The sequence below is a fragment of the Chthoniobacterales bacterium genome (assembly GCA_036569045.1).
Classification (GTDB): domain Bacteria; phylum Verrucomicrobiota; class Verrucomicrobiia; order Chthoniobacterales; family JAATET01; genus JAATET01.
In genome coordinates this window covers 1-21,829 of sequence record DATCRI010000016.1, presented here as the reverse complement: position 1 = coordinate 21,829, position 21,829 = coordinate 1, and the positions used below count along the sequence as shown (strand labels likewise).

Here is a 21,829-nt window from a genome sequence, read left to right as displayed (position 1 = left end):
TTCGAATACCAAGTGCCGCGCCCGGCCGCCAACCGCGATTTGGGGGATTTTCGTTTGCCGCGTCCCGGCACGCCGGACAATCGTAAATCCTCCATGCTCTCCAAGCCCGACTCCGCGCTCGTGATCGTCGGTCACGGGTCCACGCTCAATCCCGATTCGAGCGCGCCGACCCACGACCATGCGGATGCCATCCGCGCCCGGGGCGTCTTCGCCGAGGTCGCGACCTGCTTCTGGAAAGAGGAGCCCTCGATGCGCGAAGTGCTGCGAATGGTCGAGAGCGACGACGTGTATGTCGTGCCCGATTTCATCAGCGAGGGATATTTCACGCGCACGGTCATCCCCCGCGAGTTCGGCCTGGATGGTCCGCTCACCCGGCGCGGCTTCCGCACGATCAAATATTGCGAGCCCGTCGGCAGTCACCCGCGGATGACGGAGGTGCTCCTCAAGCGCGCCGCCGGGACAATTCCCGGCGTGCCCGCGGCGGAGACAAGTCTCGTGATCGTCGGTCACGGCACGTCGCTCAACGACAACTCCGCCGTGGCCGCCAAGGAACAGGTGCGTCGCATTGCCGCGCTCGGGATCTACGGCGAGGTGATCGCCGCCTACATGGAAGAACCACCCCTCATCTCGGCGTGGGATGAACTCACGCGCTGCCCGAACGTGCTCGTGCTCCCCTTTTTCATCGCGGACGGCCTCCACAGCTACGTCGATATTCCGGTGCTGCTCGGTATCGAGGAAGAAGAAGGCCCGGCCGCCAGCCAGCGAGAAGTCTTTCGCCGCAATCCCTACACGGTTCGCGGCCGCCAGCTCTTCTACGCGAGCGCCATCGGGACGGAGCCCGCAATCGCGGACGTCATTCTGGACCAGGTCGCGGCGTTCGATCGGAGCGCAGTGGCCGCCTAGAACTGAATCGGCGGCGGCGCGTCGAGGGGAACGGCATCCTCGCTACCGCCCGGCACGTCGAGCGGCTTCACCGCCTCGGCCTTGCGCACTTCCTGCGGTGTCTCGACAGGAATCGGCGCCACTGGGCCGACCGCGGTGGCCTTCGGAATATTCTCATCTCCCGGTTCGGCGGGAGCCTCTGCCGGGGATCCCACCGCCTCGGCCTTCGCCACGGGAATTTCGTCCTCGCGCAGACGCAGGGCCGCCGGCTTCACGGAATGATACACGTCGTTCAACCCCACGAGCGCAGGCGCTCCGACGGCGACGGGACGGATCATCGCAAGATCGACGGCGGCGGTCGCGCGCGGATACTCGGACTGCTCCCGCTCCTTCGTGTAGAGCCGCAGCCCCGTGCCATGGACGTCGCACGGAATCGTCGGCTTGCTCTTCGCGGTGGCAAACTCGATGTAGGCGGTCTTTTCCTTCCGCGTCTGGCCGGTCTGCGGATCGGTCACTTCCTCCTCGCAACGCCCGGTCTCGAGCAGGCCAGACGAACGGCAGATCGAGACGGGAATGATCGACGGCGGCCGCTCGAACGGCTGCGGCTTGAAGTCGTTCACCGAGGAATTCATCACGCCGGTCCAGATCGGCAGGGCGAGATTGTTGCCGAACGCGCCGCGGAAGATCTTCGTCGGGCGATCGAAACCGACCCACACGCCGCAGGTCACCGCACTCGTGTAGCCGATCGCATAGGTGTCGGTGAAATTGTAGGCCGTGCCGGTCTTCGCACCCGCGGGATAATTGCCGAGGCCGTAGCGCTGCTCCGCCATTGCGCCGGTGCCGAGGTGCAGCGCGTCCTGCAAAGCGGCGTTCACCTGGTAGGCCGTCGAATCGGCGACCACCGGCACGCGCTCGGGTTTCGCGCGGAAGACTTCCGTGCCGTCGCCTTCGACGATGCGATCGATGATGAAGCCCCTTTTCGGCCGTTCCCCGCCATCGGGGATCATCGTGAAGGCCATCGTAAGCTCGTCGAGAGAGACCTCGCTCGTGCCGAGAAAGCTGTTCGCCAGATTGCGCAGCGGGGAGCGAATGCCGGCCTTGAGCGCGAGGGCTTTCACGGAATCGAGGCCCGCCTGCAGGCCAAGCCGCACGGTCGCCGCATTCTTGCCCTGCGCGATCGCCTCGCGCGCGGGAATGCCGCCCTCGTATTGATTGCCGGCGCGCTCCACGCCCCATTCGCCGAGGATGCCCGTCGTGCCGCCGATGCCGACGTAGCGATTGTCGAGCGCGGCGTCCTGCACGATCTCGCCCGGGAAGATGCCCGACTCGAGCGCGGCCGCAAAGACAAGCGGCGTGAAGACCGTGCCCGCGGGGCGCTTCGCCTGCACGGCGCGGTTATATTCGCTGTGCTTGAACTCGCGCCCGCCGACGAGCGTGAGAATGCCGCCGGTCGCGTTGTCGTAGGCGATCACCGCGCCCTGCAGATACCTCGGCGTCGGGACCGCGCCGGACGGGAATCCGCCGGTGCGCAAAACGTCGTCGTAGGGTTTGAATTTCCCGACAAACTGCTCGTAGGTCTCGTGCGCGTAGTCCGGCACCTTCTCGATCGCGTTGAGCTGCGCGCGCAACGTCGCCTCGGCAGCGCGCTGCATCTTGAGATCGAGCGTCGAGTAGATCCTGAACCCGCCATTCATCACGCGGTCGTAACCGAGCTCGGCGATCGCCTGCTGGCGGACATAATCGACGGCGTAGGAAACCTTGTGCGGATTCGTGCGGCGGCTGGTGATCATCACCATCTCCTGCTCGGCCTTTGCTTCCGCGGAGCTGATGAAACCCATGTCCTGCATGCGACCGAGCACGAAATTCCGCGAGGCGGTCGCGCCTTCGGGATTGTTCCAGGGCGAGAGACGATTCGGGTTCTTGAGCAGACTCGCGAGCGTCGCGCACTGGCCGACGGTGAGGTTTTTCGCCGGCACGCCGAAATACCCGCGGGCGGCCGCCTCGACTCCGTAGAGGCCCGAGCCGAAATAGACGCGATTCAGATACAGCGTCATGATCTGCTCCTTCGAAAAATTCTTCTCGATGCGGTTCGAGAGGAACATCTCGATGATCTTGCGCTGGTAGGTCTTCTCGTGAAGGTCGAACGAATTACGTGCGAGCTGCTGCGTCACGGTGCTGGCGCCCTGCTTCTTCCGGCCGGACCGGTAATTCACGATCGCCGCGCGGATGATGCCCCAATAATCGACGCCATCGTGCTCGTAGAAGCGATTGTCCTCCGCCGCGACGACAGCCTTCGTCATCATCGAAGATATCTGGTCCGCCGGCACCGGGATGCGATTCTGCAGGAAGAACTTTCCAACCAGCTCGCCATTGCGATCGTAGACGAGCGTCGCCGACTCCATCTTCTCGACGTCAGCGAGGTTGAACTCCTCGGCCTTGTGCTGGTAGCTGGACTTCAGGATCTGGAACGCGATGAATCCGGCGAAAAGCCCCAGCGCGAGCACCGCGATTGGCCCCCAGAACCACCAACGCAGATAAAACCGCGGGCGCTTCCGCCGCGATCTCTCTTCCCAACTGTAAAATCCGTCGCTGATAAAAAGAAATGAGTGTGGTGAGGAAAGACTGCCGATCTGGAGCGCGAAAGCCGCTGCGAAGCGGGTCCAAAACGCTCCAACAACTTCAATTCGACAGTCCTGATCCCACCCTGCCCGCGCGACTATTTCACACGAAGCCCGCGCCAGCGCAAACGAGAAATACAGTTCCCCGCCCACCCGGCCACGCCTTGTCTTTTGCCCGCGGCATGGGAATCTATTCCTTCGCCATGTCGCCCCGCTCGTTCCTCTTCGCCGTCGCCTTCCTGCCGCTCGCGCTTCACGCCCAATCCCCGCGGGATGCCCGGCCCGTCGCCCAGCTGGCCCAGCAGAATCCGGATGATCCCGAGCGGAAGGAGATGGTCAAGGTCCAGATCGTGCTCGATCGCGCGTATTTCCGCCCCGGGAAGATCGACGGACTCGGCGGCGAATTCACCCAGAAGGCCGCCGACCGCTACAACCAGGCCTACAGAATGGAGCCCGGCACGCGCCTTGATCTCAGCAGCGTCGCCGAGCCCTATCGCGAATACACCGTCACCGAGGCGGACCTGAGCTGGGTGGGGAAAATGGCCTCGACCCCGCAAGAGCAGGAAAAACTCAAGCGCATGAGTTACGGCGACTCGTGGGAAGCGATCGCCGAAAAATTCCATACCGACCTCGATTTTCTGCAGGAATTGAATCCTTCGTTGAAGGAACCTCCGGTCGTCGGAACCGTGCTCCGCGTTCCGGACGTCGAGCCATTCGACATGCAGGCCGTGGCCGATCTCGAGAAGCACCGCAATGCCGAGGCGAAGGCGCGCAAACAGGCCAAAACCGACGGCGCCTCGGCGGATGCTTCTCCCACACCCGCACCCGCCTACGAGCCCAAGCGCCGTCTCGTGCTGCTCCGCGAGCCGCGGTTGATCGAGCTCTACGAGGACGACAAGCTCGTCGGCTGTTTCCCGTGCACGCCAGGCTCGCCCGAGCAACCGGTGCCGGACGGCAATTACAAGATCACGTCGAATACGCTGCTCCCCTATTTCCGCTGGGATAAATCCGTCCTCGAGACCGGCAAGCGCAGCGACACCGCCTATAATCTGCCGCCCGGCCCGAACAATCCCGTCGGCATCGTTTGGCTCGCGATCAACATCCCCAGCCGCGGCATCCACGGCACCCCGAGTCCGGATCAAATCGGGCGCAACCAGAGCCACGGTTGCATTCGCACGGCGAACTGGGACGCCTGGATTCTCGCCCAGCGCATCAAGGGCGGCACGCCGGTCGAGGTGCGCTCGAAGTAACTAGCAAGCGCCGAGCTCCTGCTCGGCCGCGGCGAGATCCTCGGGCGTGTCGACGCCGATGCTGCGATGCTTTGTTTCGACGAGGCGGATGCGCGCGCCCATTTCGAGGGCGCGAAGCTGCTCGAGTTTCTCCGACTGCTCGAGCGGCGTGGGCTTCCACTTCACATACTCGAGAAGAAAGTTTCGCCGGTAGCCGTAAATCCCAAGGTGATGCAGAGGCACGACCGCGCCGCTTCCGTCGCGATCGAACGGGATGAGGCTGCGCGAAAAATAGAGCGCGTTGCCGAGACGATCGGCGACGACCTTCACACAATTCGGATCCGTGGCTGCGCTTGCATCGAGAAACGGCGTCGCGGCGGTCACCATGCCAGCGTCAGGATTCTCCTTCAGCTCGGTCACGAGCCGATCGATCAGCTTCGGCTCGATGAGCGGCTCGTCGCCCTGGACATTGATGATGCGACTGACGCCGCGAAGGCTGGCGGCGACTTCCGCCAGTCGATCGGAACCCGTGGGGTGCTCCGGCGACGTGAGGGCGACCTCGGCGCCAAACTCGAAGGCGGCCTCGGCAATGCGCAGGTCGTCCGTCGCCACGATTACGCGACGCAGCTTCTTCGCTCGGAGGCAGCGCTCCCAGACGTGCTGCACGAGCGGCTTGCCGGCCAGCAGGGCCAGCGGCTTGCCGGGGAAGCGCGTGGAACCCCAGCGGGCGGGAATAATGGCAACGGCAGACATGATGTTCTCAGCCCTGCGCCTCGGCCGCGGCGATGATCCAGTCGAGCGCGTCGACGACGCTGTCCACCTCATGATCGGCGCCACTGTCGACGATCTCGCGTCCGTAGCCGGTGCGGACGAGGAACGACGGCATCCCGGCATTGTGCCCGCATTCGACGTCGATCTTCTTGTCGCCGATGAAATAGGCACGGGTCAGATCCAACCCAAGATCGCGGACGGCTTCCTCGACCATGCCAATGCCGGGCTTGCGGCGCGGCGTGATGTTCGGCGGGACGTCCGGCGCGAAATAGGCCGCGTCGACCTGATTGTTGAGCTGACGCAGCAACTCGGCGTGAACGGCTTCGTATTGCTCGAGGGAGATGATTCCGCGACCGATGCCGCTCTGGTTCGTAATGACGACGATCGCCCAGCCGAACTCACGCAGGCGAGCCAGTCGCTTCGCCGCGCCGGGGATCGCGCGCACATCCGCGGGATCGCGACAGAAATTGACCTCGTCCATGAGGGTGCCGTCACGATCGAGAAAGACGGCCGGCTTGAGGACGGATCGATCGGAGTCGGAGCGAGGTGTGGAATCCAAGGTGCGGTCGGGTGCGGCTCTCCGGCGAGCCCTGCTCGGCTACCAGTAGCTGAAGTCGAGGTCGGAGCGGAACAAGCCCACGCGCGGCTCGAAGAAGTAGCGAACGTAAATCGCCGCGAAGCCTTCGTTGTAATCGGCCGTGATGGCGTAGGAAAGCTTGGCGCCAACCATGAATTCCGGCGTGAGCAGGACACCGCCGTCCGCCTTCACGAGGAAGATGCCGGTGGAGGACGTCGTGCCGGGGAATTCGCGACCATCCGGATCGAGCGGGAAGTAGGGCGAGGCGTCCTGCTTGTTCTGCTGGCCACCCGCGCCGATGGAGCCCTGCGCAAGCCAGCTCTGGCCTTCCGTCGTGAGGGCCTGGGCCTCGATGATGCCCTGGATGATGTATTGCGGCGAGAAGTAGCCGCCGTTGCCGTAGGTGAACTGGTTCTGGTTGTTATTGAACTGCTCGTAGGAAACGGCAGGGCCGACGGTGATGTATTCGAAGCCCTCGGGCTTGAAGAGTTTCGAGATGGACCCGATGAGCGAGAGGTGATCGTTCTTGTAGGTGTTCGTGCCGGTGATCACCCCGTAGCTACCCTTGGCAAAGGCCGTGATGTCGTTGCCGAGCCCCTGGAAGACCTGCAACGACCCTCCCGTCTCCTGCACGCGGCCCCAGGCGCGGCCGTCGACGTAGGGATCCTCGAGACCGACGTAACTCAGCACCGACTCGCGAATCGGCTGCGAGTAGAACTCGGCCTGCACGTAACCCTGCGCATGGCGGTATTGCACACCGGCCTTGCCGATCACGCGGGCCGACAGGTCGGCATTGAGCGGCGTGCTGCCAATTTCGAGATACGGGCTGAGCCAGTCCTGATATTCGATGCGGGCCTTCAGCTCGTAGAGGTCGTTGTAACTGGTGTTGATGTCCTGGTTGAAGGGCTGAAACTCCTCGGGCGGGGTGCCGATGAGGGCGCCGTCAGAGGGCGAGCCGGATTTCAGGATGAGGCGGGCGACCTCCGCCGTGATCGTCACGCGATTCGCGGGCGAAAACTTGACCTGACCGACCGGCGCACGCGCGGTGACGAGCTTGGATTCCCCTTCCTGGCCCGACTTGCTGGCGTATTCGAAACCGATCGCCGCAGAGGGCGAATCGATGTTCGCGAGAGCCGGATAAGCCTTGGGATTCGAATCGTAGGCCGCGACGAACAGACCGGATTTGTAATACTGCTCCGTGTCGTAGGTCATGTAGATGTGATTGAGCGGACCGGGCACCTCGCCGGCGACGCGCTCGAGCCGCTTCCAGTCCTTCATCCGCGAGAGTGCCGCGTAGAGACCTTCCGCGCTGGGCTTGTCGGGCCGGGTGCGGTAGAGGCGCTCGAAAATGTTGGCCGCGCTCTGATAATCGCGCAGGTAGTAATAGGACCAGCCGCGAATGATGTTCTCGTTGCGGCTAAGCGTGCGGTAGTTCGAGGCCTTGTTGAGCGCCTCGATCGTCTGGGCATATTGCTTCGCCTCGTAATTTTCCATCGCGCGGCGCACGAGGATGTCGCCGAGAAGCGTGCGCATCTTCGGGTAGGAATTCGTCCGGTAGCCGGCGATCGCCTCGGCCTGCGTGGTGTCGCCGGTCGTGAACTTCGTGAGCGCGAGGCCGTAGTAGGCCTCGCCGAAGCTCGTGTCCCAGGAAATCGCCTGCTCGAACCACATCGCAGCGGACTCGTAATCCTTGCGCTGGAATTCCGCCCAGCCCACGGCAGTCGCCTGCCGCGCATCGCGATTCAGACGGGCCCGGGTCATCATCTGAGAGAGGCGCTCACCGCTCACCGCTTCGCTGACGGCCGTCGACTGGCGCCGGCGCGGGGCGGGCGTGGCGGCTGGCTTGCTGGTGGTCGTTTTTCGCACGGAGGTGCGGGCGGGAGTCGGCGTAGGCACCTCGTCGTCGGGGATGTCAGCAGCGGTGGTGCTGCCCGTGCTCTCGGGCTCCGGAAGCTCCACCGAAGACGTCTTCGCCGGGGTGGCCATTGTCCGCGGGGCGAGGGTCACGCGAGGCGTGGGTGCCGGGGTGGCTCGCAGCGAGATGGACGGCATCTCTAGGCCAGCTCCGTTCGAAGGGTCGCTGTCATCCACGGTATCAACGGTTTCCGGCGTAGCCTGGATGGCGGGCGCGGGAATATCCGAGGGCGCAAAGGGCTTCTGCTCGGCGTTCGGCGGAATCGTGGGCTTCGGTGTGCCTCCGGGCACGATTGGAACGAAAAGAGAGTCCGGCTCCGGAGTATTGCCAGGGGCCGTGGAGGGCGAGGGAATCGCGCCAACGGTCGGCGACACCGCCTCGGGCGTGGCATCACCGGCTTGCTGGGAAAATGCCAGCGGAAGCGTCCCAATCAGAACCAGGGAAACGCCAGCCAAGGCCAGATTTAAAGAAGAGGCGCGGTAAAACAAGTTGCAGAGGAATCGGATTTTACGCACCGGGAAGTCAATTTCTTTTTGGACCGAAACAGTCTCGGATCGCGAGTTTCGTCAGGAGTTTCAAACTCGCGGAGAAATAGACCTCATCCTTCTGAAGCCGGGGGATATCCCGCACCGTGATTTTCGCCTTGGTGACGCAGGCGTGGGCGAATTGCTGCACTGCCTGCATGCCGGGAAGAGCCGGATAGGGACCGAAAGCATCCGTCTGCAAATCAACGAATCCGGGCATTGGCGTGCCAGACGGGAGCCCCGACCAAAATTTGTCGAAGGGCACGAGGGCCGGAGAGGAGGGATTATCCCAGGCGACGTGCAGGGGAACGCGGATCGCATTGTAGCCAAAGACGGGATCGTGCCCGGGGGCAAGTTCCACCCAGTTCGCGGCGACGAGCACCCAGTCCGGCGACAGTTTCCACCGGCTGAACTGGGCCGTTTGCACAAGCGCATTGCCGCCGGCCGCCAGTTCCTTCCATTTCGGCGAGGGAATCGCGATGGCAAGTTCCGTGAAGGCCGGGAAGACCTCGTAGGAGGGATTCGTAACGACGCCTTCCGGTTTTTTGAAGCCATCGACGCCGGGAAGCAGCTGAAGGCCGAGATAAGTCGGCACGGTCGCCTTCTCGAAGATCGCGGCGACGATCTGGGCCGCGGCGCGCTGGTATTTGAAGTCCTTCCACTCGTCGAAGGCGCGGACGAGCGCCCACGCGATCAGCAGGTCGCCGTCGGACGCGTTGTTGGGATCGCCGACCTTGCCGCCGTCCTCCGGCACCCATTTCCAACTGAACAGGGCGTCGTCCTTGCGCTTGAGATGGGTGGACGTCCACTCCCAGATGCGGTCGAAGGCATCGCGATCGCGAAACCCAACCGCGAGCAGCATGCCGTAGCCCTGTCCTTCACTGTGCGTGATGCCGCCGTTGCCGTCGTCCACGATTCGTCCCTCCTTCGCGAGGAACCGTTCCTTGAAGAGTTTCCAGTCGCCGCCCGGCAGCGCGTAGGGATCGCCTGGCAGGAAGAGCCAGAGCAGCAACGCCACGAGCGCCGCCACCCCGAAGCCGATGGCCGTGCGGCGCTCACACCAGATCGGCGTGCCGCCCGGCTTGGACAGCGCCCGGCGATGCGGCAGCGTTGAGCGTCTCCGTTTCATCGGGAAAGCTTCGCGGGGGACGCGAGGCGTTGATTCATGGAATTAAACCTTCGGGGCTTTCTTCTTGAGGAGTTTGAGGAAGACGATGGCAAGGATACCGATCGTGAGGAAGGTCACGACCACAAACACGATGGGGTTGCCATTGAGCTTGTTCTGCGTGCGCATGATCGGGTTATCGACTTTGTAGATGAACTCCGGACCGAGGCGCGCCGTGGCGAGCGAACGGGGCGTCTTGTTCCAGACGGCGAGGTTGCCCGAAAGGTTGTCCCAGAACATGCGGTCCTGCAGGTTGACGATGCCGTTGTAAAGTGTGGCGCTGTCTTTCGCAGTCACCAGCATCGCGCCGCGGGCGCGGGCAAACGGCGACTCGTAACCGACCGCAACGGTGTCGTCGAGGAGGTCGGACGTGTTCTGGAATTCCACGGTGGTCGGCTGCTCACGCTCGGCGCGATCGGAGGGCACGCCGCGCAGCTTCTCGATCACTTCCTCGACCGGGCCGATGGCCGTGCCTTCCGGCGTCGGGCTCACGTCCACGAGGTAGCGCAGGCGGCCGAGCTGCTGGAGGCTGACCGGCGACGTCGTGAGGACATCGTCGGGAATCGTGTCGATCGGACCGACGATGAGGAGGTCCTTCTTCGTCTTCGGGGCCGTGTAGGTCATTTCCGCCTTGTAGAGCACGGAACCACTCACCTGGGACATCTTCGCGAGGAGCATCCACGCGGCGCAGATGCTGATGTTATCCTTGCCCGCGACGAGCACCGCGAGGTCGAGGCCATCCGGAGTCGAGGTAAACGGGAACGCCGTCTGCGAGAAGAGGTTGAAGTTCGGCAGGCGGGCCTTTTTCTGAAGGTGCGGCACGACGAAGTCCGAATCGCGGTAAAGCGTGAACCAGAGGTTCTCGTTCTGGACCATCTGGCAGTCGCCGGTGATGAGCGGCACCATCTTCGGCGCGATCTCGACGACGTTGCGCCCCGGCTGGAACGCCTTGACCGGAAGATACACCTTGTAGCCGTAGGCCGACGCGCCACGCAGGTCGTCGAGGCGGATGGCGTATTGGAACTCGCGGTTCACGAACATGTTGAGCACGGAGTCCTGCCGGAAGGCGGCGCCGTAGGCGAAATGGAGGCGGAGTTCGATATTCGCGCCGTCATCCTGCGAGAGGTCGCCGGGCATGTAGGTCTCCAGCTGCACACCCCCGGTGTTCCAGCCCTGGATGCTCACGTTCTTCTCCATCCCGAGCTGGCGGAAGCTGTAGATGCCCGCCTCTTTGATCGGAGCGTGGGTGACCCAGAATTCCTTCTGCGGGAAGTTGATCTTGTCGACCTTCGCGTATTGCGAATCGGGCAGCGGGAAATTGATGAGGGAGAAGGCGTAGCAGGCCTGGCTGACCTCCTCCTCGCTGCGGCCGCTGATCACGAGCAGGAAATGCGTGGGATCGCCCGGCAGCGGCTTCACGGCGATGAAGCTGCCGTCCACGGCGCCGATTTCCGCGGCGGTGAGATACTGAGTGAGCTCGCTTTGCTGGCCGATGACGATGTTATCCATGCCGGCGACGAGCGAGCCGCTGGTCGTGACGGTGAGCGGACGGTAAACGAGGTTCAGGCCGACTCCCTGCGAGATGATCGAGCCCCAGGAGAGTTGCGAAGGCGTGGTGCCGCCGCTCGAGGTGCTCGGGAAGCAGATGTTGAAGCGGTAGGTCTCCCAGAGCTTTTGGTCGATCAGGTCCTTCAGGAGCGAGAGTTTCGGGTAGATCTTGTTCCAAGTAACGATGGCTTCGAGGTAGCTCTCGTCGGGAAAAATCTGGGTCCACAGCTCGGGAGCGGACGGGTCTTCGCACTCGAGCGTGTAGTGCTGCGAGACGACGAACTGAAGCTGGTTCGAACCCCATTCGAGATATTTGACGGGGAGTTCGATGTCGACGGTCTGGTCGGGATTGTTCCGCGAGAGATAGAACTGCGCGACGACCTTGTCGTTGAGGACGACGCGCAGGGTGGAGCGTTCGCTGAGCAGGGCGATCGAGTTCGTGAAACTGAGGCGCAGCTTGCAGCTCTTCACGTTGTAACGGGGCGAAAGCGGCACGAAGAGCGTGCGAATGCTCTGTGCGGTCATCAGATAGATCGGCTCCTTCGCGCCCACGAGCTGGCGAAGCGGGAGGCGCACGGTGGAGGCCCCCGCCAGAGCGGGGGTATTGGCATCGGAAGCTCCCGGCGTGCCGACCGCCCCGGGGGCAGGCGATGTCGCCGGAATCGTGGGCGTGAACTGCGCCTGGGCGGGGGAAATCAGGAGGGCGACACCAGCCGCAATTGCGGCTCCCCAACGCCCGCGGCGGGCTCCGTTGCTGTTCGTGACTCGATTCTTCATAACGTGGTTCTAAGGGTTGGCCGGAGAGTCCGTGCCAAAAGTGCGATTCTCGCGATCGCGGCGCATGGTTCCCAGAAGACCAAGGCCGAGGTGCTCGATGGAAAAGCGGATGCCCGAGCTGAGCAGGTAGACGAAACTGCCCCAGACGCCGATGGATTTCTCGCGTCTCATCTGGAATTGCATCCAGCGCTCGCTGCTGCCATTCACGAAGGCGATCTTGCGCTTCATCTCCTCGAGATTCTTGTGCTTGAAGCGGCACCCGACCATGAGCGTGCGGTCGCGGTAGCGCAGGTTCCGAATCTCGATGTTGAAGACGCCGGGATCGATGCCGAAATCCTTGTCCGGCTCGAGCTGCACCGGGATGTCCGTGCGAAGCTGGGTCTCGTGCGCGCCGTCGATGGCCAGCGCGGCGCCGCCGTTCGACAGGTCCATGATGTCGACGGGGATCCGCCGTTCGCCGATGAGCAGATTGCCCTGAATCTTCGTGCCCATGCGGGCGGTGGAGCGCATCTGCCGCCGCTCGAGCAGGGCGCCAAGGCAGGCGAGCAGGATGAAGACGTTGAACAACGCCCAGAACATCGTGATGCCCGTGGCGAACTGGTGCATGTTCTCGAAGACCATGCGATAGGTGCCCGCGACGAGGGACATGAGATTCAGCAGCAGCAGCACGTAGAACGGCTTCGCGAGCGGGCTGATGAAGTCGCGGTTCAGAATTTCGCCCTTCGCCGTCACGTTGAAAGACGGTGCGCGGGGGTTCAGGAAAACCTTCACGATCGCCGGGAAGCAATAGACCGACTGCATGAGCTCGTAGAGTTCCGAGACGAACGACCAGCGGACGGTGCCGAAGAGATACGCCTGCACCATGAATGCCGAGACAAGGTGCGGCATCGCGAAGGCGAGGAAGTCGTAGAAGTTCGAATCGTAAATCTTCAGCGAGAAGAACAGGAAGGCCGCCGGCGCGAGCGAGAACGTGAGTCGCGCAAAGGGGAAGAACCAGAAGAACGAGCTGCTGAAGTAGCAGAGACGCTGCGGGAACGACAAACCGCGCGCGAGCAGTGGGTTCTTGAGCAGGAAGATCTGCACCATGCCCTGCGCCCAGCGGACGCGCTGCGTGATGAAGCCGCCAAGGGTCTCCGGCGACAAACCCGACACCATCGGGCGATCGATGTAGGCGCTGTTGTAGCCGAGCGAATGCAGGGTAAGCGCCGTCTCGGCGTCCTCGGTGATCGTTTCTCCGACCACGCCGCCGACTTTTGCCAGGAACGACCGGCGGAGCACCGCTGCGGAGCCGCAGAAGAACGCGGCGTTCCAGAAATCGAGCCCCTTCTGGATGACCTTGTAGAACATCTCGTTCTCGCTGGGCATCACGCGCCAGGTCTTCAGGTTCTTCTCGATCGGATCGGGGTTCGTGAAGAAGTGCGGCGTCTGGACGAGGAACATCTTGGGATCCTTGAGGAACCAGCCGACGGTGTTGTGCAGGAAGTCGACGGTGGGGATGTGGTCCGCGTCGAGGATGAGAATCAGCTCGCCGGTGCTGTTCTCCATGGCGTTGTTGAGGTTACCGGCCTTCGCGTGGACGTTGCGCGCGCGGGTGCAATAGTGGGCGCCGGATTCGATGCAAAGATCCTGCAGCACGCGGCGACGATCCCGCGCCTGGGCGGCCTTGATCGGGTCGCTCATGTTGCAACGCTGGTCGGTGCCGCCGTCGTCGCAGAGGTAGACGTTGAGCTTGTCCTTCGGGTAGTCGATGGCCAGCGCCGCGAGCAGCGTGATCTCGAGGATTTCCTTTTCCTCGTTGTAGGTGGGAATGAGCACGTCCACCGTCGGCCACTCGTCCTTGTTCGCGGGAAGCGGGTAGGGCTTGCGATCCAGCGGATCGATGTTCACGAAGATGCTCAGCCCGTAAACGATGAACCCATACATCTCCGCCATGTAGAGGAGGATGGCGCAGGTGAAGCTGACGAGATCGTAATAGGTGAGCGTCGTGAACGTGCGCCAGAACACGTAGTCCAGCGACAGGAACGAGGCGATGCTCAGGAAGATGACGCGCGTGTTCTCGTTCTTCTTGAAGAAGCGCAGAATCATCAGCACCACGATGCCGGAGACGCCTACGGCAAGCTGGGACGCCGTATTGACGTTCGCTGCGAAGAAAATCATCACCGCGAGGATCAATCCAATCGCGAGGGCGCGGAGCGCGCCCTTCTGATCGAGATGCTCGATGGTCTCGCGGAAACTCATGACCGGCGTCGCGGGAAAGACCCGAAGGAGATTGGAAGCAGGCGCCGATTCAAGAAAGTGGGACTATTTATAGAATGCGACCGCGGCCACGAAGCCCAGGACAAAGGCCACAAGCACAAGAACGAGGACGGCGAGGCGGGTGATCGGCGCGATGGAATTCGCGACCTTCGAGAGCTGGACCACGAGCGCGTCGCTGTCTTTCTTCACCACATCGAGCTTCTTCGTGCAATAGTCGATCCCCTCGTGATACGTGGCGACCTGCTGAGAAAACGTTTCCAGCGCCATCACCTCGACCTTTTGCTTCAGCTCCTGCGTCTGGAACCCCAGTCGCTCGATGGCCGGGAAAAGCTGGCTGCGAATCTGCTCGACCACCGCATCGTCGAGATGGGCCGGCACGACCATCGGCGCCACCTCGGTGGTGGAAACGACCGGAGCCGGTGCTGCCGGAACCGGAACGGGGTAGGAAGTCGCCCCGTTTCGATAGCCGTAAATGTTGAGCAGCTCGATGAGCGCCATGGCCGGATCGCCGTCTTCGATGTTGTATCGGCGTTGCCATTCCAGAATCTTGGCCTGGAGTTCAGAGGAGTCGCTCATGATAGTAAGATACGGGAATTGGCTTCAAACTGGCTAAAAATCGACCTCCGATAGTCAACGAGGCGTTGCCGATCAATCAAAAACAGCCGGTTGCTCTCCAACGCCTTGTCGATCGTCATGGATTGCTGCTGCAAAAAGAATACCAGTTCCGTATTCATCTTGGTCAGCGTGAGCTCCCTGGCACCGCAGCTGAGCAGCTCCTTTCGGGCCTTGCTGCGGTCGTAGATCCGGGAACTCGGCATCGTCTTGTGATTTCTCACGACCAGCCAATCCACCTGATTGCCGATTCGGCTGACTGCTTCGCCAGCCTGATGGACAGTGTCCTTATCCTCCTCGACGATCAGGACAAGCGTGAGCTCAAGTTTCATGGCGTGACGAAGCTTGAGGAGGTTCGTCTCCTCGAGCCAGTCGAGAAAGATGCGCTGGTGGGAGCCCACGCCGTCCACGAGCACTAGCGGATGCTCCTGCATGACCTCGATGATCCGGTCCAGATTCTCAGAGTGTCGAATGTCGAGAAACTGCGAATCGGGAATGAACCGGGTGAGGGTGGAGTTGTTGTAGTCGGGATCGAAGGCAAGGAAGGGCTTTCCCTTCGCGTTCAGCCACTGGGCGAGCAGAATCGTAAAAAACGATTTGCCGACACCGCCTTTGTCCATCGCGACGAGGATGAGTCGCTTCGGGGTCGATGAGCCCGAGAGGATGTCCGCTGGCAGTTCGTTCGCAACCATGGATCAGACTTCCTGAGGCGGCACCCGGGGACGCGAAACCGGCTGGGAAGGCGCCACCGCGGCCGGCGCGGAGGGCTCTTCCGCGGGAACGGGAGCCGGTTCCGGAGGAGCCGGCGGCGGAATCAGGGACCCGGGCAGCAGAAAGTCGCGGGCGCTGGCAAATTCGTCGAAAAGCCGCTGCTGGTAGGAGCGCATGCGCTGCCGCTCGAGGAAAAAGATGCTCTCGTCCTCGACAAGGCCGGTGATCGTCTTGCTGGATTTCTGGATCATGCTGTTCAGATTCCAGGGCAGCCGCTCGACGGTGATCTCCTTGGCGCCCAGCTCCAGAAGGCTCTTGCGGGCGTTGCTGTTGTCGTAAATTTCGGTGACGGGCGAGGTCTTGAGGTTCCGAACAACCAGCCAGTTTGCCCGTTCCCCCACCCGCTGCGCAGCCTGCCCGGCCTGAAAGACGGTTTCCTTGTCCTCCTCGATGATGACGAGCATCGTAATGTCGAGGCTGAGTTCCTCGCGCAGATCGAAAACTCGCGTCTCCTCGAGCCAGTCGATGAACTTTGCCTGCATCGAACCGACCCCGTCGGTGATGACAAGGTCCGAACGCTCGAAAGCGCGGATGACGTTATCGAGGTGGACGGCCTCGCTGATGTCGATGAACTCCGCATCGGGATAGAAGCGCGTGAGCGTGGAGTTGCACCAATCCGGATCGAACGCAACGAAAGGCACCTTCTGCGACTTCAGCCACTCGCAAAGGTTCAGCGTAATGTAGGACTTGCCGACGCCCCCCTTGCTCGTGGCCGGGACGATCAGTCGCTTTGTGCCCGTCGGACGATAAGGCGCGATTTCTGGAGCACTCGCCGGCTCCGGCACCGGCGGCTCCGGGGATGGCTTTGCCTTGGCCAAAAATCGGCTATAGATACTTGAAGACTCGTCCATGGTGATAATCTCGACGTCCGACGACGGGAAACGGCGGGCGCGGCTCTCTTTGGGACGTAAGCGGGAAACGGCGCGGCACGCAAGCCCTCAACGCGGAAACCACCCCCGCGAGACGGGCTGTTTCGCCCTGTCTCCGCCGGAGCGCTGCCAACATCGCGCTTGTCATCGCCCCTTCGATTGTTAGCTTGGCGGGACTCTCCGCGCCTTCCCCGCGCGACCCGACGAACCATGATGTTGGCCAATCTTCTCTCTGCCGAACAAATCATCCCGGAAATGCAAGCCGGTGAACGGTGGCAGGCGATCGAAGAAATTATCGGGCGTCTCGTCGCCGCCAGCCGCATCTCCGAGGAGGATATGCCGAGCATCCTCGCCGCTCTCAAGCAGCGGGAGGAGACCATGAGCACCGGCATCGGCTTTGGCATCGCGATCCCGCACGCATCGTCGGATTGCGTCACCGATGTCGTCGCCGGCTTTGGCCGTTCGAAGACCGGCATCGAGTTCGACTCGCTCGACAACCAGCCCGTCCACTTCATCGTCCTCTTCATCGTTCCCCGCGATCAATTCCAGACCCATCTCCGCACGCTTGCGGCGATCGCCAAGTTTCTGAACGACCGCACCGTGCGCGACGAGCTCGGCAGCGCGACCAACGCGACGGAGATTCTCCAGGTCTTCACCAACCGCTCGCAGCGCGGTTGATTCTTCCCATGCCCACCGTGCGCTCCCTGCTGGAGGAGCGTCTGCGCGCCGCGCTCGACGCCCTTTCCCTCGACTCCTCCCTCGCCGAAGTCACGCCGTCCGCCGACGGGCGTTTTGGCGACTACCAGTCGAACGCCGCCATGGTGCTCGCCAAACGGGAGCGGAAAAATCCCCGTGAGCTCGGCCAGGCCATCGCGGAGAAGATCGACGTTTCCGGCCTCGCCGAGCCCCCCACCCTCGCCGGCGCGGGATTCCTGAATTTCCGCCTCACCGCGGAATTCCTCGACGCCACCGCCACCGCGCATCTTGCCGACGAACGCGGCGGCGTCTCTCCCGTCGCGACGCCCCGCACGATCGTCATCGACTTCAGCTCGCCGAACGTCGCCAAGCCGATGCACGTCGGCCACATTCGCTCGACGATCCTCGGCGACAGTCTCGCTCGCGTCGCCCGCTTCCTCGGGCATCATGTCGTCACCGACAACCACATCGGCGACTGGGGCACGCAATTCGGCATGCTCCTCTACGGCTGGAAGACCGAGCTGAACCAGGCCGCGCTCGACGCCGACCCGCTCGGCGAGATGGAGCGCATCTACAAGCACGTGAGCGCCGCCTGCAAGGCCGATCCCGTCGTGCTCGACCACGTTCGCCACGAGCTCGTGCAGCTCCAGGCCGGCGAGTCGAAAAATCTCGCGCTCTGGCACGAGATGATCCGCCTCTCGCAATCGCAGTTCGACACGATCTACGGCCGGCTCGACATCAGCTTCGACGTCACGCTCGGGGAGAGTTTCTACAACCCGCGGCTCAAGCCCGTCGTCGAGGAACTCAAGGCCCTCGGCATCGCCAGCGAAAGCGACGGCGCGTGGTGCGTCTTTTCCGACGGCGCGACGAAGCCCGAGGACGACCCGTTCCTCGTGAAGGACAAGGACGGCTGGCGTCCGAATCCCGCGCTCGTTCAGAAGAGCGACGGCGCCGCAAACTACACCACCACCGACCTCGCGACGCTCGAGTATCGCCTGGAAACCTGGTCGCCCGACGAAATCGTCTACGTCACCGACGGCCGCCAGCAGCTCCATTTCCGCCAGCTCTTCGCGATCTTCCGCCGCTGGCGCCCCGACACGGCCGTCCACCTCGCCCACGCGTGGTTCGGCTCGATCCTCGGCGAGGACGGCAAGCCCTTCAAGACCCGCAGCGGCGACACGATCAAGCTTTCCGAGCTGCTCGACGAGGCTGAGGAACGCGCGTTCGCCGCGGTCACCGAGAAAAATCCCGCGCTGCCCGAAGCCGAGCGCCGGGAGATCGCCCGCGTCGTCGGTCTCGGCGCCGTGAAATACGCCGACCTCTCACCCCACCGGCAGACCGACTACGTCTTCTCGTGGGACAAGATGCTGAGCTTCCAGGGCAACACCGCGCCGTATCTCCAATACAGCTACGTCCGCATCCGCTCGATCTTCCGCAAGGCCGGAGAGGCCGGCATCGAACTCGCGCCGTCGCAGGTTTCCCTCGTCGAGCCGAGCGAGCGTGCACTGGCGATCAAGCTCCTGCTTTTCGGCGAAGTCCTGCCTCAGGTGCTTGCGGATTTTCGCCCGAACCTGCTCGCGACCTACCTCTACGAGCTCGCCTCGACGTTCCACGGCTTCTTCGAGGCCTGCCCGGTGCTGAAATCCGAGGGCGCCACCCGCGCGTCGCGCCTCGCGCTCTGCGAGCTGACCGCCCGAACGCTGCGCACCGGCCTCGGCCTGCTCGGCATCCAGTGCCCGGAGCGAATGTAGCCGCTAGAAGTCGAACCCGAATCCACGCAGCTTCTCCGCCGCCGCGGGATGATCGTGGTGATCGTAAACGAGGCCGCGCAGGCCCGGTTGCTCGGCCGCCGCGATGTTCGCCGCAAGATCGTCGATGAAAAGCGTGCGCGCCGGATCGATCCCGAACTGCGTGATTGCGATTTCGTAGATGCGCGGCTCGGGTTTCAGCGCGCCGGCCCGATACGAGAACACGCCGTCGCGAAATGTCGCGAAGACCGGATAGCGGCTGAAAATGAAGTCGTGGTGGATGCACGAGATGTTCGACAGCAGGAATGTCGGCACTCCGCGCGCCGCAAGCCCGATGGCGAACCGCGTCATCGGCACGTTCTCCTCGAAGATGTCCTCCCACATCGCGAGGAACTCCTCGTCGCTGCCCGTGTGCGAAAACTCGGGCCGCACGAGCTGCAGGAATTCCGCGCGCTGGATGCGGCCGCCTTCGAGGGCCTCCTTCGCCGCGACGATCGGTTCGCGATCCGGCACCTCCGTGAGGCCGTTGTGCGCCATCAACCGCCGCGCCGCGACCATGTAGTCGAACTTCAGCAGCACGTTGCCGATATCGAAGATCACGGCGTCGATCATAGCGTCTCGATCCAGCGCGCCACGTCCCGCGCCGCGTGCGGACGACTGAGCGCCCGCGTCGCGGCGTGCCAGCCCTTCCAAATCTCGCCGCCATTCGCGAAGGCCGTTCGCACAGCCGCCGCGATCGCCTCCGGCGTCTCCGCAATCACGCCCGCGGCCGATTCGGCGATGAGGCGCGCGTTGCCTTCCTCCTGTCCCGGCACGACCTGGCTGACGATCATCGGCGTGCACGCGGCGAGGCATTCCTGAACGGTGGCGCCGCCCGCCTTGCTCACGACGACATGCGCCTCAGCCATCAGCCGGGGCAACTCCTTCGTCCACCCGTAGACCTCGGATTTTCCACCCAGCGCGCGAATGCGAGCCTCGAGCGCTTCGTCGCGGCCGACCGTGACGGACAGCGCGATTCCCTCGAGCGCCAGCAGTTCCCGCACGGCCTCGACGGCGATGCGCTTGCCGGAGTTCACCATGAACAGCACGCGCCACGGCTCGCCGGCAGTCGCGGGAAGCTTCTCCCGCGGCTCGGCAAAAAATGCCGGCACCGGAAATCCCAGCACGCGCACTTTCTCCGCCGGCACGCCCTGCGCGCGCATCACCTCGGCGGTCGCCTCGTTGGCGACGACATACCAATCACTGTGGCCGGTGTGCCAGACGCGATTGATCGTCAGCGAGTCCGTCACAATCGTCACCTGGGTGAAGGCGCGGTCCTCCGCCTCGTTGTGCAGGTGATCGAGCAGATGATTGTAACCGGGGTAGGTGCTCACCACGACATCGGGCTCCATCTCGTCGAGCAGCGCATTCAACTGCCGCGCCGCGCGCCCGAAGATGCCGATCTGGTCCGACACCGCGCTCGAGCGATCGAGCCATTGGAAGACGAGATTCCACACGCCGGGCAGGCGATTGATCAGCATGAGATAGCCGCGCACGGACAGCTGATTGAGCCAGCCGTAGGCCTCGAGAAAGACGTCCCGCATCTCGACGCGCGCATCGGGATTTTCCGCGAGGAGGGCGTCGCGCAGATTTCGCGCCGCCGCGTTGTGGCCCTCTCCAAAGCCCGCGGTGAGGATGAGCGCTTTTTTCACAGCCACTTGTTCTTTTTCACGATGTAGAAGACGAAGCCCGCCACGGCTGCACACACACTCCAGAAATAGAGGTAGCCGTATTTCCACCCGAGCTCGGGCATGTAGTGGAAGTTCATGCCATAGACGCCGGCAATGAACGTGAGCGGAATGAAGAACGTCGAGACCACCGTGAGCACGCGCATGATCTCGTTCGTGCGAAAGCCGAGGCTCGAAAGATACACATCCATGAGGCCGGCGCTGATATCGCGGTAGCTTTCCACGATGTCGATGATTTGCGTGATGTGGTCGTAGCAATCGCGCAGGAACACCGTCGTCTCCATCGCGATCCGCCCGCTCTCGTCCCGCATCATCGCATTCACGATTTCCCGGTGAGGCCACGAGGCGCGACGGATCTGCACGAGCAGCCGCTTCGCTTCGTAGAGCCGCCGCAGCGTCGCCTTGTTCGGCCGTTCGAGCAGCTCTTCCTCGATCTCCTCGATGCCGTCGCCCATGTCCTCGAGGATCGGGAAAAACTGATCCACGATCGCATCGAGCAGCGCGTAAGCGAGGTAATCGGCCTTTCGCTGCCGGGCAAATCCCCGACCGGAGCGCAGCCGCTTCCGCACGCTCTCGAAGGCGTCCCGCCCCCGCTCTTCCTGAAAGGTCAGCAAATAGCCATCCCCAAGAAACATGCTGACCTGCTCGAAAACGAGCGCTCCGGCCTCGAAGTAGGCCATTTCGCTCACGATGAACATGTTCTCGTCGTAGGGCTCGACCTTCGGCCGCTGCGTGGTGTTCAGCACATCCTCGAGCGCGAGCGGATGAATGTGAAAACGTCCCGCCAGCCGATTCAGCAACCCGAGATCGTGCAGGCCGTCGACATTGATCCAGTTCACCTTCGCGGCGTCGAACCGCTCCATCAGCTCGTCGAACGTGTCGAACTCGCCCTCGAAAATCGCGTCGCCGTCGTATTGGATGAGCGTGATCGTCGGCTTGCACGCATCGACCCTCACGCGCGGGAGCAAGGTCGCCGGCGGCGTGCCAGGGGGATGATAGTTGAGTCGGATCATGCGCGGCGTAGCGTCCTATCAGCCAGATTTCCGGAACGGCTGACAACCCGAAAAACTTACCCGGCCTCGCCCGGCGCAAAATGCCCGTAGCCCGGCGCCAGCGGCGTGCGCTCGGCGCGATTGGCCAGCAG

At 63.1% G+C, this 21,829-nt stretch carries 17 protein-coding genes; 4 read left to right on the top strand and 13 right to left on the bottom strand.

From position 1 onward, the window contains the following. Nucleotides 1-93 precede the first annotated feature (93 nt). A complete protein-coding gene (locus VIM61_04075) occupies nucleotides 94-903 on the top strand; it encodes a CbiX/SirB N-terminal domain-containing protein (protein ID HEY8899564.1) in 810 nt (269 codons plus the stop codon). On the opposite strand, the gene VIM61_04070 is transcribed toward VIM61_04075, so the two are convergent. Then, a complete protein-coding gene (locus VIM61_04070) occupies nucleotides 900-3,386 on the bottom strand; it encodes a transglycosylase domain-containing protein (protein ID HEY8899563.1) in 2,487 nt (828 codons plus the stop codon). The genes VIM61_04075 and VIM61_04070 overlap by 4 nt on opposite strands. 317 nt (nucleotides 3,387-3,703) lie before the next feature. On the opposite strand from VIM61_04070, the gene VIM61_04065 reads away from it, so the two are divergent. Continuing rightward, nucleotides 3,704-4,750 carry a L,D-transpeptidase family protein gene (locus tag VIM61_04065; GenBank protein HEY8899562.1) on the top strand — a complete coding sequence of 349 codons (1,047 nt, stop codon included), beginning with the start codon at nucleotides 3,704-3,706 and terminating at the stop codon, nucleotides 4,748-4,750. Here the strand turns inward: VIM61_04065 and kdsB are convergent, their stop codons facing one another. The 9 genes from kdsB to VIM61_04020 form a co-directional block, all read right to left on the bottom strand. Beyond that, nucleotides 4,751-5,482 carry a 3-deoxy-manno-octulosonate cytidylyltransferase gene (kdsB, locus tag VIM61_04060; GenBank protein ID HEY8899561.1) on the bottom strand — a complete coding sequence of 244 codons (732 nt, stop codon included), beginning with the start codon at nucleotides 5,480-5,482 and terminating at the stop codon, nucleotides 4,751-4,753. A 7-nt stretch (nucleotides 5,483-5,489) separates the two neighbouring features. Further along, nucleotides 5,490-6,059, bottom strand: a complete 570-nt coding sequence (locus tag VIM61_04055; GenBank protein ID HEY8899560.1) for an HAD-IIIA family hydrolase — start codon at nucleotides 6,057-6,059, stop codon at nucleotides 5,490-5,492. 39 nt (nucleotides 6,060-6,098) lie between these two features. After that, a complete protein-coding gene (locus VIM61_04050) occupies nucleotides 6,099-8,282 on the bottom strand; it encodes a cellulose synthase subunit BcsC-related outer membrane protein (GenBank protein HEY8899559.1) in 2,184 nt (727 codons plus the stop codon). A 232-nt stretch (nucleotides 8,283-8,514) separates the two neighbouring features. Next, nucleotides 8,515-9,645 carry a glycosyl hydrolase family 8 gene (locus VIM61_04045; protein HEY8899558.1) on the bottom strand — a complete coding sequence of 377 codons (1,131 nt, stop codon included), beginning with the start codon at nucleotides 9,643-9,645 and terminating at the stop codon, nucleotides 8,515-8,517. Nucleotides 9,646-9,687: 42 nt separating this feature from the next. Continuing rightward, nucleotides 9,688-12,006, bottom strand: a complete 2,319-nt coding sequence (locus VIM61_04040; protein ID HEY8899557.1) for a cellulose biosynthesis cyclic di-GMP-binding regulatory protein BcsB — start codon at nucleotides 12,004-12,006, stop codon at nucleotides 9,688-9,690. A gap of 9 nt (nucleotides 12,007-12,015) precedes the next feature. Further along, on the bottom strand, nucleotides 12,016-14,244 hold the full coding sequence (gene bcsA, locus VIM61_04035) for a UDP-forming cellulose synthase catalytic subunit (protein ID HEY8899556.1): 2,229 nt from the start codon (nucleotides 14,242-14,244) through the stop codon (nucleotides 12,016-12,018). Between the two features lie 63 nt (nucleotides 14,245-14,307). Beyond that, the gene (locus VIM61_04030; GenBank protein HEY8899555.1) at nucleotides 14,308-14,838 is read right to left on the bottom strand and encodes a hypothetical protein; all 531 of its coding nucleotides are present in this window, start codon (nucleotides 14,836-14,838) and stop codon (nucleotides 14,308-14,310) included. Further along, on the bottom strand, nucleotides 14,835-15,566 hold the full coding sequence (locus tag VIM61_04025; GenBank protein ID HEY8899554.1) for a hypothetical protein: 732 nt from the start codon (nucleotides 15,564-15,566) through the stop codon (nucleotides 14,835-14,837). The genes VIM61_04030 and VIM61_04025 overlap by 4 nt, the downstream gene beginning before the upstream one ends. A 3-nt stretch (nucleotides 15,567-15,569) precedes the next feature. Next, entirely contained in the window at nucleotides 15,570-16,496 is a 927-nt protein-coding gene (locus tag VIM61_04020; protein ID HEY8899553.1) for a hypothetical protein, read from the bottom strand. 228 nt (nucleotides 16,497-16,724) lie between these two features. On the opposite strand from VIM61_04020, the gene VIM61_04015 reads away from it, so the two are divergent. Further along, a complete protein-coding gene (locus VIM61_04015) occupies nucleotides 16,725-17,192 on the top strand; it encodes a PTS sugar transporter subunit IIA (GenBank protein ID HEY8899552.1) in 468 nt (155 codons plus the stop codon). 8 nt (nucleotides 17,193-17,200) lie between these two features. Beyond that, a complete protein-coding gene (gene argS, locus VIM61_04010) occupies nucleotides 17,201-18,961 on the top strand; it encodes an arginine--tRNA ligase (protein ID HEY8899551.1) in 1,761 nt (586 codons plus the stop codon). Between the two features lie 3 nt (nucleotides 18,962-18,964). On the opposite strand, the gene VIM61_04005 is transcribed toward argS, so the two are convergent. From VIM61_04005 to corA, 3 genes are read right to left on the bottom strand one after another with little or no spacing between them, the layout of a single operon-like run. Further along, nucleotides 18,965-19,570: an HAD family phosphatase gene (locus VIM61_04005; GenBank protein ID HEY8899550.1), complete on the bottom strand. Its 606-nt coding sequence runs from the start codon at nucleotides 19,568-19,570 to the stop codon at nucleotides 18,965-18,967. Further along, the gene (locus VIM61_04000) at nucleotides 19,567-20,655 is read right to left on the bottom strand and encodes a glycosyltransferase (protein ID HEY8899549.1); all 1,089 of its coding nucleotides are present in this window, start codon (nucleotides 20,653-20,655) and stop codon (nucleotides 19,567-19,569) included. The genes VIM61_04005 and VIM61_04000 overlap by 4 nt, the downstream gene beginning before the upstream one ends. Then, nucleotides 20,646-21,698 (bottom strand): magnesium/cobalt transporter CorA, encoded by a 1,053-nt coding sequence (gene corA, locus VIM61_03995; protein ID HEY8899548.1) that lies wholly within the window; start codon nucleotides 21,696-21,698, stop codon nucleotides 20,646-20,648. The genes VIM61_04000 and corA overlap by 10 nt, the downstream gene beginning before the upstream one ends. Between the last annotated feature and the right edge of the window lie 131 nt (nucleotides 21,699-21,829).

Coding starts and splice junctions, on each gene's coding strand:
- VIM61_04075 (HEY8899564.1), top strand. CDS start 94: ATGCTCTCCAAGCCCGACTCCGCGCTCGTGATCGTCGGTCACGGGTCC.
- VIM61_04065 (HEY8899562.1), top strand. CDS start 3,704: ATGTCGCCCCGCTCGTTCCTCTTCGCCGTCGCCTTCCTGCCGCTCGCG.
- kdsB (HEY8899561.1), bottom strand. CDS start 5,482: ATGTCTGCCGTTGCCATTATTCCCGCCCGCTGGGGTTCCACGCGCTTC.
- VIM61_04045 (HEY8899558.1), bottom strand. CDS start 9,645: ATGAAACGGAGACGCTCAACGCTGCCGCATCGCCGGGCGCTGTCCAAG.
- VIM61_04040 (HEY8899557.1), bottom strand. CDS start 12,006: ATGAAGAATCGAGTCACGAACAGCAACGGAGCCCGCCGCGGGCGTTGG.
- bcsA (HEY8899556.1), bottom strand. CDS start 14,244: ATGAGTTTCCGCGAGACCATCGAGCATCTCGATCAGAAGGGCGCGCTC.
- VIM61_04030 (HEY8899555.1), bottom strand. CDS start 14,838: ATGAGCGACTCCTCTGAACTCCAGGCCAAGATTCTGGAATGGCAACGC.
- VIM61_04025 (HEY8899554.1), bottom strand. CDS start 15,566: ATGGTTGCGAACGAACTGCCAGCGGACATCCTCTCGGGCTCATCGACC.
- VIM61_04020 (HEY8899553.1), bottom strand. CDS start 16,496: ATGGACGAGTCTTCAAGTATCTATAGCCGATTTTTGGCCAAGGCAAAG.
- VIM61_04015 (HEY8899552.1), top strand. CDS start 16,725: ATGATGTTGGCCAATCTTCTCTCTGCCGAACAAATCATCCCGGAAATG.
- argS (HEY8899551.1), top strand. CDS start 17,201: ATGCCCACCGTGCGCTCCCTGCTGGAGGAGCGTCTGCGCGCCGCGCTC.
- VIM61_04005 (HEY8899550.1), bottom strand. CDS start 19,570: ATGATCGACGCCGTGATCTTCGATATCGGCAACGTGCTGCTGAAGTTC.
- corA (HEY8899548.1), bottom strand. CDS start 21,698: ATGATCCGACTCAACTATCATCCCCCTGGCACGCCGCCGGCGACCTTG.